The following is a 12,589-nucleotide window of genomic DNA, read 5'->3' on the forward strand; positions in this document are numbered from 1 at the left end:
CCATTTTATTCCGTCGTAGATTGCGCTTGATGTACTCCGATATAGCGCTGATAACGCTGTGGTTTCAAGTGGCTTAAATCCACTAAAACCAAACCGTCGATACAGTCATTGAACGCGGGGTCGGTACCAAAATCAATAAACTGCACGCCGCCCGGCTCACACAGCTCAGTGTACTGTTTATATAGCGTCGGGATAGAGCAGCCAATATTGCTCAGTAAGCTTTTTAGCTTCACTAAATCTTCTTGGTAGTTATTGCCATCAAACTGGGCTAAAACCTGTGGCAGTGACGCGGGATACGGCTTACGGGATTGCGCCATTGCCAGCTCCGAGGAGAAATAAAGGCGATAAAATGCAATCAGTAAATCACGCGCAGCAACGGGCATACTTCCTGAGATAGACACAGGGCCAAATAGATAACGATATTGCGGATACTTCGCTAAATATGCGCCAATACCTAACCAAAGATAATCTAAGCCGCGTTTCCCCCAATAGGCGGGCTGAATAAAACTGCGCCCTAACTCAATCCCTTGAGCCAAAATAGGCATCATGTCTTGGTTATAGTGGAACAGGCTATTACTGTAGATCCCCTCTAACCCTTTTTTCTCTAGCTGCTGCTCCGTCGGCACAAATCGGTATGCGCCCACCACTTCTAAATCATCTTCATCCCATAAAATTAGATGGTAATAATCGTCATCGAAACTATCGAGATCACGGCGTCGACCGGAGCCTTCCCCCACTGCTCGGAATGCGATTTCCCGCAATCGTCCTAGCTCGCGTAAAATCGGCGTTCGCTCTTCTTGCTGACGCTGGTAGAGGTAAATAATTTTACCATCGGGAGTCACACCTAATTGCTCGCAAGCCGCTAAGGCCTTTTTCAGTTCAATACGGTCTTCGGGTAACGCGATTGGGGCTTCACAGGTAAACAGCCCCGCTTTTCCTTTACCTAGCAGATACACATGGCGACGAAACCGCTCTGCCAGTTCATTATCATTTGTTCGCCCGTCATACCATTGGGAAAACGGGATGCGCCCACCGATGCGTAATTTAATGCAATTATTGCGCTGCTTGAACATTTCGTTCACCAGCATCAAAGCAGATAGCGGCTTATACACCAAGGATGTTGTGTAGAACAGCAGGCTGTTACGGGCTTGAACATGCACGGGGACAATCGGTGCGCGAGATTTTGCAGCTAAGCGTAAAAAACCGGTGCGCCAATGACAATCACGAACGCCTTTCGTACTCCAGCGAGAAACTTCTCCCGCAGGGAAAACAACTAAGGCTCCTTGGTTATCAAGATGAGATTGCATACCCACCACTTGCTGGCGATTAGTGCGATTGCCAACATTATCAACAGGAATAAATAAGCTTTGAAGTGGCTCAAGGTAACTGAGCATTTGGTTGGCGACGATTTTGACATCCGGTCGAACCGTTGCCACTGCGCGTAAAATTGCGAGTCCATCAAGGGAGCCAATCGGATGATTAGCAACAAATAAGACTGGCCCTTGGCTTGGGATATTCTCTAAATCTCCGTCGCCTAATTCGCAACGGACATTCAAGTCATTCATAAATTGCTCGACAAGATCGAGCCCTTTTAAATGCGGGTAATCTTCAGCAAGCTGCTGGAAATCTCTTTCATGTAGTAAACGCTTTAATAATTTCCGTTTCCAAGCGGGCAGTGTTTGCTGCGGAAAAGCACTTTCCAGTAAAGCATCAACACTAAACATAATGAAGTCCTCTCACATGCGCGTTATTGGCAAATTTAAGTCATAATAATGACGAATAAATAACCACTTTGTGACAAGATTATGAAATAAATGATGCAAGAACTATACGTCATTGTCCGAGAAACCCTCGACACTTTTGACGATTTCATCGCCATTTAGTTTTTGTTTACTATTCACCTAAAAATATTTTCTTTTTATTCAGTGAATTACAAATTCAATCTTCGCTAAAAAAACTGGCACAAACCCTGCATTAGCTCTCTTGAAAGAGCGGGAAACCGCTACACAAAAATAGAGGAGCAATGTTGATGGAAAAAGTCATCACCGTCTGCCCGTATTGCGCCTCAGGCTGTAAAATCAACCTGAAGGTGGAGAACGGGAAGATCATTGGCGCAGAAGGCGCAAATGGTCACACAAATGAAGGGGAGCTTTGCCTGAAAGGTTACTATGGCTGGGACTTCATTCATGACACTAAAATTTTAACGCCGCGTTTAAAAAACCCGATGATCCGCCGCCAGCGTGGTGGCAAATTAGAGGTCGTTTCTTGGGAGGAAGCCATTGAATTTGCAAGCTCCCGTTTATTAGCCATCAAAGAAAAATATGGTCCAAAAGCCATCATGACGACAGGCTCTTCCCGCGGTCCGGGTAACGAAGCTAACTTTGTGATGCAAAAATTTGTTCGTGCAGCGGTCGGTAGTAACAATATCGACTGCTGCGCTCGTGTCTGACACGGCCCTTCGGTTGCAGGTCTGCAGCGTTCGGTCGGTAATGGCGCAATGAGTAACTCAATTGTTGAAATTGAGGATACCAAATGTATTTTTGTCTTCGGCTATAACGCCGCGGACTCACACCCTATTGTCGCTCGCCGGATTTTAAAAGCGAAAGAAAAAGGGGCACAAATTATTGTCTGCGACCCGCGTTATATTGAAACCGCGCGTATTGCAGATATTCACTTACCGCTGAAAAACGGTTCGAACATTGCGTTATTGAATGCGTTCGCCCACGTTATCATCGAAGAAAATCTGTATGACTACGCTTTTATCGAGGCACATACCGACAAGTTCGACGAATATCGTGCATTAGTAGCACCGTACACACCAGAATCTGTCGAAGAAACCACTGGCATCAAAGCTGAAGATATTCGCAGAACTGCTCGGATGTACGCAAAAGCTGAAAATGCCACCATTTTATGGGGCATGGGTGTTACTCAGTTCTATCAAGGGGTGGAAACAGTTCAGTCTCTCACCAGCTTGGCATTATTGACAGGCAACCTTGGTAAGCCGCATGTCGGCGTGGGCCCTGTACGTGGTCAAAATAACGTACAAGGTGCGTGCGATATGGGGGCGTTACCCAATACGCTGCCGGGCTACCAGTATGTTTCGGATAAAGCGGCTCTCGATAAATTTGCCAAATTCTGGGGCATTGACGCAATGCCGGATGAAAATGGTATTCCGCTGAGTGAGGTACCCCACTTTATCGATGAAGGCATTCTGAAGGCGCACTATGTAATGGGTGAAGATCCACTACAAACTGAACCGGATTTAGCAACGATTCGCCGCACGTTCGACAAACTTGAGCTGTTAATCGTGCAAGATATCTTTATGACCAAAACCGCGGCGATTGCAGACGTGATTTTCCCTGCCACTTCTTGGGGGGAACATGAAGGTGTTTATACGGCGGCTGACCGTGGTTTCCAACGCTTCTATAAAGCGGTGGAGCCGGTGGGTGATGTAAAAACTGACTGGGAAATCATCAGTTTAATGTCAACCGCAATGGGCTACCCAATGCACTACAACAACACCAAGGAAATTTGGGATGAGCTACGTGAGCTTTGCCCGATTTATTTTGGTGCGACTTACGAGAAAATGGCGGGCTTGGCCTATATTCAATGGCCATGCAGTACATTAGAAAGTGAAGGCACCGAATACCTGTATGACGGCGGTAATTTCGATACGCCAAATGGTCGCGGTCAATTCTTTACTTGCGAATGGCGTCCACCAATCGACCAAGTCAGTGCTGAGTACCCTATGGTTCTTGCCACCGTGCGTGAAGTAGGTCACTACTCTTGCCGCTCTATGACCGGTAACTGTAAAGCTCTAGCGTCTCTTGCTGACGAACCAGGTTTTGTTCAGATCAATACTGCCGATGCGAAAGCGTTAGGCATTAAAGATCAGGAACTGGTTTGGGTCTGCTCACGACAAGGTAAGGTCATCACTCGCGCAAATATCAGCGACCGCCCAAATAAAGGCGCTGTATATATGACGTATCAGTGGTGGATTGGTGCTTGTAATGAACTAGTCGCCGAGAACTTAAGCCCGATAACCAAAACACCAGAATATAAATATTGTGCAGTGCGTGTTGAGCCAATCGCGGACCAACATAAAGCCGAGCATTATGTGGTTCAGGAGTATACGGGGATCAAGCGTCGCTTACGTGAGGCAGCCGAAGGCTTATAGTTTGTTTTAACGCTTTGCACTGTAGGAATGCCGATATAAAGCAAACCTACAGTGCAAATTATATTAAAAGCTACATAGAAATAATAAACATAATTTATTTTTAGTTATTATTTTTCCTTTTTCCTTTTCCCTTTTTCCTTTTCCCTTCACTAATTTCTATTTTCTATCAATCTCTAAATAATTCGTGTTGTGGCTAGGCGGCAAACGAAGATATCTCGGGGAGCATACATAAGTATGTGACCCGAGTATCACAGTGCGGCCAACAACGCCACGGCGCGAAGTATGACGAGATTAAGTATGACGAGATTACTGGAATAAATCTTGAACACTAACCCCCAGCCTCTGCATCCTTGAAAGCAACGTCGTGCGCTTCAACCCTAAGCGGGCTGCCGCCCCTCTCGCCCCAGCAACCACCCCATTGGTGGCTTTCAGCGCTTCAATAATGCGATTCCGCTCTTCGTCATCGCTCTCAGGCGCATCCGTCTGCATTTTTCGTTCTAATGAACTGGGCTTATTCAGGGCTTCTTTAATGCGAGATGGTTTCGGGATATTTAGCTCATGCAATTGAATATTCAGCGTATTCCCACGGGTTAAAATAACGGCTCGTTCAATCACATTTTCCAGCTCTCGCACATTGCCCGGCCATGGATACAAGGATAGCTGCGCGAGTGCATCGCGAGGAATGCAATCAATTTTACGATTCATGCGCTGCGCCATTTTCTTGGTGAAATAGGTTGCGAGCAGCGGAATATCTTCGGGTCGGTCACGTAATGGCGGGATCACAATCGGGAACACATTCAAACGATAATAAAGATCTTCACGAAACTCGCGGTCTTCCGTCATCGCCTTTAAGTTGCGATTGGTCGCCGCCACAAGGCGCACATCCACAGGGATAACTTTATTGCCACCAATGCGCTCAATCTCGCGTTCTTGTAAGACACGCAATAATTTTGGCTGTAGATCCAGTGGCATATCACCGATTTCATCTAAAAATAGCGTGCTTTTATCCGCCATTTCAAAGCGACCAATATGGGTGCTCGTCGCGCCTGTAAATGCACCTTTATCATGTCCAAACAGGTCGCTTTCTAATAAACCTGTCGGAATTGCCGCACAGTTCATTTTAATCAGTGAGCGTTGGTGACGATTGCTAAGCTGGTGAACAGCTCTAGCAATTAACTCTTTACCCGTTCCCGTTTCACCCAAAATAAGCACGGTGCTATCACTGCGAGCCACTAAATCCACTTGCTCCAGCACTTCACGCATCGCCTGACTTTGAAAGACAATTTCACTAAAGCTATTGGTGTTTTGAATCTGTTCATTGAGCCATAAATTTTCATTTTTCAGGCTATCTTTGAGGCGAGTAATTTCACCATACGCTGCGGCATTGTCCACTGCAATCGCAAAGCGCGCTGCTACTTGCTTCAACAAAGTGCAGTTATCATCGGTGAAAATGCGGTTATCTTCATGGGATAATACCAAAACACCCAATGGCTTATGATTAAATGCCAACGGTAACAGCAACGTTTCCGTCATCCCTTCTGCACACAAATTTTGATACAGAGGGTCTTGAGTTTGACTATCGAGCGCTAAGCGCAACGGTTTGTTGCTCTCCAAGACTTGAGCGAGATCCGCATGCAGTTCATTAAGATGATACTGGCTTTTTTTAACAGGTTTTGAGCGTTGATAATGGCTTGAATAACAAAGGTAAACCGCTGAACTAACATTATCACAAAGGGCAACGCTGATTTGGCTAATACCAAAAAATCGGTAAATTTCTCGCGAAACTTCAGCCACTAACCCATCCATTTCAAGATGAGAAAGCACTGAGTTAGTGATGTCCACAAGGATCCTGAATTGGTCACGTTCATGACGAATTTGTTCGGTGGTTTCGGATATGCTCACAAAATCTCCAATCTCGTCCTAACCCACTGCATTGCTAAGTCATTTATTTATTTTACTGACTAACAATAATGAGAATTAGTTAGAGTTTTAAATTTTCATTTATAAACGACTTATTTATCCATAATAAAAATAAAAAAGTTTAATAGTGTGATTAATGCGATTGCTGTTTTTGATTTAATACTAATATTGTAGTCATTATTTGAAAAAATAATATCAGAGTCTGATTTAAGTTTGATCCATTCACCTATTTTAGATATTGGTTGATTTAACCCAATATCCGCTTAATAACGATTTCATGCCTCTCGACAATAATGTCGAAAACTGTGTCGAATATGAAATCTCTATTTTTTCGTGATTATCCGATAATATCTAACCGAATGATTTTATTAAATTAATTTATTTAACGAATTTGGCACGATCCATGCTTATCTCTAAGTATTGTCAGCATAAAACGAGGCAACCGGAATAGACCGGATGGAATGCCCGTTTACGATCATTCAGGAGAATATGATGAACCGTTTCATCATTGCAGACCCAAAGAAGTGCATTGGCTGTCACACCTGTGAAGTGGCTTGTGTGGTCTCCCACCAAGAGCAAGAAACAGGGATTGCCACTGTTGTAAAAGATGAGTTTTTTCCACGTATTCATGTGTTAAAAAGCTATACCATCAGCACTGCAGTGGTTTGTCGCCAGTGTGAAGACGCCCCGTGCGCCAATGTGTGCCCTAATGGTGCCATCAGCCGTAAAGATGATTTCGTGTATGTAGACCAATCTAAATGCATTGGTTGCAAAACCTGTGTTATCGCTTGCCCTTACGGCACCATGGAAGTCATCAGCCGCCCTGTTTCGCAGCACACCACGGCACTCAATACCATTCCACAGTATCGTGCTGAAGCGCATAAATGCGACTTATGCCATACCCGTGAAGGTGGGCCTGCTTGTGTGGAAGTTTGTCCAACAGAAGCCTTAATGATCGTCGACAGAAATAAAATGGATGAAATTATCAAAGAGCGCCGTCGTCGCGCTGCCTTTGAAAATCCAGCGGATATTTTGTCTTAAGGAATGACAAATGCATGAAGTTGCCTTATGCCAAAGCGCATTTGAGATTATTGAACAGCACGCTAAACGCAACCATGCTCGGCGGGTGACGGGTGTGTGGTTAGAACTCAGCGCCGTCTCTTGCGTAGAGGAATCCGCCGTGCATTTTTGTTTCGATATTATCTGCCGTAATACCCTCGCCCAAGGTGCCGAATTACATATCGTGATTTCCCCAGCACAAGCACAATGCCGAGATTGTCAGCATCAGGTACAAATAACCCAATTTGGTGAAGGATGCCCCCACTGCGGCAGCCAAAATTTAATTGTCGACAGCGCTAGCGCCATGCAAGTAAAGCAAATTGAAGTTGAATAACCCGTTTAGGAGCCAGTTATGTGTTTAGGTATTCCCGGTCAAGTGGTTGCCGTTGGTCAAACCCCTATGGATAGCGCCCAAGTGGATGTTTGCGGTGTCCAACGGGAAGTGAATATTGCCCTCGTATGCGAAGGGGATACCGAGAGTATGGTCGGTAAATGGGTACTCGTTCACGTCGGTTTCGCCATGAGTATTCTCGATGAAAAAGAAGCCCGAGATACCTTAGAAGCGTTAATGGCAATGGAAGAAGTTGAAGAAGATGTAGGGTATTTTTTGCGAGGAAATGCGTGATAGACCGTATTATTACCCCTACTGCTTTTTTGTATTTCGTTCCTTTTTACGCATCAAAAAAAACCTGACACACTTTGTGTCAGGTTTCATTAATTACCGTTTTACTCAATCAAACTATCAATCACACTCTGTCATTAGATAGCTTCAACTGGCACATAAACTGGCCACCAAGATTGTGTTCTAACCATTTCAACTTCAGAATCACTGGCGTTAACCCCTGCTACACCTTGGCTTTTCGCCATACGTAAAACAGCGAGAGCAACAATACTTGAAGTGATACGTAAATCTTCATTCGATGGTAATAGCGATGCACCTTCTGAGCCTAATGTTGCTTGGCTTGCTACTGCTTGTACTGCGGCAAAAATCATTTCATCGGTAATTTTCGTGGCTTTAGACACGATAGCACCGAAACCTAGCCCCGGATAAAGCGCTGCGTTATTCGCCTGGCCGATTTTGTAGCAAACACCGTTATAAATCACATCATCAAATGGCGCACCCGTTGCAACAAACACTTTCCCCTCTGTCCATTCAATTAAATGCTGTGGGGTTGCTTCATGCAGTAATGTTGGGTTTGATAATGGGAAAATAATTGGGCGTTCAACGTGGCTTGCCATACTGCGAACAATATCTTGAGTAAAAGCACCCGGTGTCGTTGATGTACCAATTAAAATCGTTGGTTTTACATTCTCAACAACCGTTGCTAAATCAATAATACCTTTCGTTTTATCTTGCTTAGCAAGGATATTCGCCATATCAGGCCAACGAGTTTGAGCTTCTACTGAAACATCAACGGTCTTTCTTGGATAATTAGCAACATCTTGGCTATTTTTCGCATAATCTTTTTGGAAATATAGCAAGCTGTCCAGCATGTCCGTCGTAAGCAGGCCCGGTAAATCAACTAACCAAATTCGAGAAATAGCGTCTTCACGAGAAAGGCCACTACGCATCATTTGGTCACGAATTTGGTCTGCAATTCCGCATCCAGCGGTTCCTGCGCCAAAGATAACCACTTTTTGCTCAGTCCAAGGCGTTTTACTTAATTTCACCGCATTCAATAAGCCTGACAATACAATGGCACCCGTACCTTGCACATCATCGTTAAATGTCGCGAAATTCGCTCTGTATTTATCCAAAATACGACGCGCATTGGTTGAACCAAAATCTTCCCAGTGCATCACTGCATTTGGAAATAGCTTTCTTGCCGCTTTGACATAAGCATCAACAAAATCATCATAGACTTTGCCTTGAATACGCTCATGACGATTACCCACATATGATGAGTCATTTAACAGTTTTTCATTGTTAGTCCCGACATCTAGAACGACAGGAATAACACTATGAGGATCTACACCCGCAGCGGCAGTATAAACAGCCAACTTACCGACTGAAATATCGATACCATTAGAACCCCAGTCTCCGATACCTAAGATTTCTTCTGCGTCAGTGGTCACGATCAATCTAATATCACCACCTTCTGCACCAAATGCACGCAGCTTTTCTTCGATTAATTCAGGTTCATTAATACTGAGGAAGATCCCGCGAGGACGAGTAATAATCTCGCTATAGTTTTCAATGGCATCGCCGACAACTGGGTCATAAACGACTGGCAGCATTTCCAGCATATGACGTTGTAATAATGCATAAAATAATGTCACGTTATTATCGTGCAAACGCCACATATAAATATGTTTATCTAAGTCAGAATGGCATCCACGGTAAGCGTGATAAGCACGATTTAATTGTGTTTCCATATCCTCAGTTACAACAGGAGGAAGAATACCATTTAAATCCAACGCTTTTCGTTCTTCTTCAGTAAAAGCCGTTCCTTTATTTAAGGATGGGTCGCGTAATACTTCATATCCTCTTGCGGTGGTTTTAATTTTACGAATGTTATTTTCCACAACAACTTTAGCTTGTCGATTATACATAATTAATACCTTCTAATTTAAATATTATAATTCAGAGAAAACTACGCGCCAGATAGACCATTTCCTGTCATATCAATCGGATTGACATATTTATTAAAATCTTCTTCACTTATTTTCCCAGAAGCGATTGCAGATTCTTTTAACGTGATATTTTTCGCTATTGCATTTTCAGCAATATGCGCTGCATTTTGATAACCAATAATTGGGGATAATGCCGTCACTAACATGACACTATTTTCCACATACTCGGTTATTTTCGCGTTATTTAATTCAGTACCTTCTACTGAATATTCCATAAATTTACGGCAGCCATCAGAAATAATTCGAATGGAGTGCAGGAGATTATTAATAATTACCGGTCTCATCGCATTTAATTCAAAATTACCTTGGCTACCTGATATTGCAATCGCAGCATCATTACCCATAACCTGAATACCAATCATGACAATCGCTTCACATTGGGTTGGGTTGACCTTTCCAGGCATGATAGATGAACCAGGTTCATTCGATGGCAATATTAATTCGCTGAAACCACAACGAGGGCCCGAAGCTAACCAGCGCATATCATTCGCAATTTTGATCAGTGCCACTGCCAGTCCACGAATAGCGGCATGTGTGCGAACTAATGCATCAAGAGAGCCTTGAGCGGTAAATTTATTGGGTGCTGTAATAAACGGCTTTTGAGTTAATTCCGCTATCTTATCTGCGACATCTTTTGAAAAACCTTTTGGCGCATTTAATCCTGTACCAACAGCCGTGCCGCCAACAGCGAGCTTATAAAGATCTTGCTGACTACGTTTAATGTCATCTAGCGCATCTCGTAATTGACCCGCCCAACCGTGCCACTCTTGTCCTACAGTTAAAGGTACTGCATCTTCTAGGTGAGTACGACCGATCTTAACGACAGTCATCCACGAGTCGGCTTTCTTTTCAATAAGTTGAATTAAATCTTCAATACTCGGAATTAATTGTTCATCAAGCGCAAAAATAGCGGCGATGTGCATTGCAGTAGGGAATGTGTCATTGGAAGATTGACCCATGTTGACATCATCATTGGGTCCAACGGGCAATTGAGTTCCTAATGAGCCACCTAATAATTGAATTGCTCGGTTAGAAATGACCTCATTCACATTCATATTAGATTGTGTGCCAGAGCCTGTCTGCCATACATAAAGCGGATAATGCTCATCTAATTGACCATGAATAGTTTCATCAGCAGCGATCACAATCGCCTCTTTTTTCCATTCAGCTAATCGACCTGCTTCGCAGTTAACCAATGCACAGGCTTTTTTTACATAGCCATACGCGTGGTAAACCGATTTTGGCATTAAATCATCGCCAATATTAAAGTGCTGTAATGAGCGTTGAGTCTGCGCCCCCCAATAACGATTTGCAGGAACATTTACTTTTCCCATGCTATCGAATTCTTCACGGGTGCCTGTTTCATTAATACCAATAGGGATGCTCTTATTTAGAATATAATCTGTCATTACAATAACTCCATTTTAAATATAAAACATATGAGCAATTCCTATACTAAGTTAAAAAAATCAATTAAACATCAAATACCAAACATGCTTTAAAATAAGAAATTAAACCCAATAAGATAATAAAATATCAGTTTAAAATATAAGAAATTAATTAACACTCGACTTTTTATAAAATATAACCTTCGCAAACAGACTGTCTATTTTATCCAAAAATCATATAAAGACTAAAGTTTCAAAATAACGTTAAAAACAATATTATGCATTATAAATCTTATCTTTTAATGACAACTTAAATAAATCAAACAATTTAAATGTATAAAAAAATCATTGAAACACTGATATAAAAAATAAAAAACTCATGTGCTAAGTGAAATATTTAGATTAAATAAATTCAAATCTTAAAATGAATTAATAAAACAAAAACAATCACTGAAATATAAATGAAATAATATTATTCAATATACATAACATTATAAAAAAGAGCTAAAAACATGTTATTCATTTAAAATACAAGGTGATATACCCACTGAGATTCTCTTTAGTTTAATACGCATTAATTCAAAAAAAAATCATCCTTAATTATGCTTATGCAAAAATAAAGAACATCATAACTCAACAATACTGAAGAGAAGCACTTGATAATAGTGATCATGCCCGCCTTGTTTGGTCATTGAACCTAACTCCACGCACAAAACGAGTACCGCGTTTAATATTCATATCGACACCATATTAAACACTGGTTTTACGCAATTTTAGAGAAATAGTCGAATTTCCATGGATGGTGACGTGCTTTTTCAGTAAAAACCGCACTGCATCCCTGTAGCGCGGTCTATTTATATTTTTCTAATTGAATTGAAGCTTGGTTCCACCATTAGCCGATTGATATTTAGGACTCAACTCCACTACTAATCCCTACATTACCGCCTTGGTATTTTGCAACACGCTTAAAGTGGTCAAACAGATGGACGAAGAAGAGTTAAAATCAGTGACATCGATTTTGGATGTGCTGATTTGAAAACATCAAGCTAAGCGTTTGATTGGATAGTAAATTGAGATAGCGCCATGCTCGGGTGCGGGAACACCCCAACATGGCTAACCAGTGCAACTAAAGGAGTAGTCACCATGGCTAAGCGCGATTGTAGTGTAAAAACACCGACAGCTAAAGAAGAAGGGGTTAAAACCAGACACTATACAGTGGGTTATACCCCCAACCGCGGTAAACCCAATCCCAACCCGCAACTGACATTCAGCGGTAAGTGGTTGAGTGAGTTAGGGTTTACGGTGGGCAGCCACGTCACCCTCACTCAGCAAGCCGGACAGTTGATTATCCAGCTGGCTGAGGGGGAGTAATTACACGAAGGAGATCCCAGAGTAGGTCTGGGGTCTTTTA

The 12,589-nt window shown here is 42.7% G+C and carries 9 protein-coding genes; 5 read left to right on the forward strand and 4 right to left on the reverse strand.

The window, feature by feature from the left end:
• Positions 1–5: 5 nt before the first annotated feature.
• The gene (locus LDO73_RS15945; RefSeq protein WP_224059332.1) at positions 6–1,724 is read right to left on the reverse strand and encodes a lysophospholipid acyltransferase family protein; all 1,719 of its coding nucleotides are present in this window, start codon (positions 1,722–1,724) and stop codon (positions 6–8) included.
• A 305-nt stretch (positions 1,725–2,029) separates the two neighbouring features.
• On the opposite strand from LDO73_RS15945, the gene fdhF reads away from it, so the two are divergent.
• Positions 2,030–4,177 (forward strand): formate dehydrogenase subunit alpha, encoded by a 2,148-nt coding sequence (fdhF, locus tag LDO73_RS15950; protein ID WP_224059333.1) that lies wholly within the window; start codon positions 2,030–2,032, stop codon positions 4,175–4,177.
• A gap of 306 nt (positions 4,178–4,483) precedes the next feature.
• Here fdhF and LDO73_RS15955 read toward each other — a convergent pair whose 3' ends face one another.
• Positions 4,484–6,079, reverse strand: coding sequence for a sigma 54-interacting transcriptional regulator (locus tag LDO73_RS15955; RefSeq protein WP_224059334.1), 1,596 nt, complete (start codon positions 6,077–6,079; stop codon positions 4,484–4,486).
• 510 nt (positions 6,080–6,589) lie between these two features.
• On the opposite strand from LDO73_RS15955, the gene hydN reads away from it, so the two are divergent.
• Genes hydN through hybG form a run of 3 tightly spaced genes read left to right on the forward strand, consistent with a single transcriptional unit; the run spans position 6,590 to position 7,781 of the window.
• Positions 6,590–7,138, forward strand: a complete 549-nt coding sequence (gene hydN, locus LDO73_RS15960) for an electron transport protein HydN (RefSeq protein WP_224061205.1) — start codon at positions 6,590–6,592, stop codon at positions 7,136–7,138.
• 10 nt (positions 7,139–7,148) lie between these two features.
• Positions 7,149–7,490, forward strand: coding sequence for a hydrogenase maturation nickel metallochaperone HypA (gene hypA, locus LDO73_RS15965; RefSeq protein ID WP_154602955.1), 342 nt, complete (start codon positions 7,149–7,151; stop codon positions 7,488–7,490).
• 18 nt (positions 7,491–7,508) lie between these two features.
• Positions 7,509–7,781 (forward strand): hydrogenase maturation factor HybG, encoded by a 273-nt coding sequence (gene hybG / locus LDO73_RS15970; protein WP_036949187.1) that lies wholly within the window; start codon positions 7,509–7,511, stop codon positions 7,779–7,781.
• Positions 7,782–7,915: 134 nt separating this feature from the next.
• On the opposite strand, the gene LDO73_RS15975 is transcribed toward hybG, so the two are convergent.
• Together LDO73_RS15975 and fumC are read right to left on the reverse strand one after the other, a co-directional pair.
• Entirely contained in the window at positions 7,916–9,709 is a 1,794-nt protein-coding gene (locus tag LDO73_RS15975; RefSeq protein ID WP_224059335.1) for an NAD-dependent malic enzyme, read from the reverse strand.
• Between the two features lie 41 nt (positions 9,710–9,750).
• A complete protein-coding gene (gene fumC / locus LDO73_RS15980; protein ID WP_224059336.1) occupies positions 9,751–11,199 on the reverse strand; it encodes a class II fumarate hydratase in 1,449 nt (482 codons plus the stop codon).
• A gap of 1,122 nt (positions 11,200–12,321) precedes the next feature.
• Here fumC and LDO73_RS15985 point away from each other — a divergent pair.
• Positions 12,322–12,549: a SymE family type I addiction module toxin gene (locus LDO73_RS15985; RefSeq protein ID WP_224059337.1), complete on the forward strand. Its 228-nt coding sequence runs from the start codon at positions 12,322–12,324 to the stop codon at positions 12,547–12,549.
• Positions 12,550–12,589 lie beyond the last annotated feature (40 nt).

It is taken from the genome of Providencia alcalifaciens (assembly GCF_915403165.1).
GTDB classification, from domain to species: Bacteria; Pseudomonadota; Gammaproteobacteria; order Enterobacterales; family Enterobacteriaceae; genus Providencia; species Providencia alcalifaciens_C.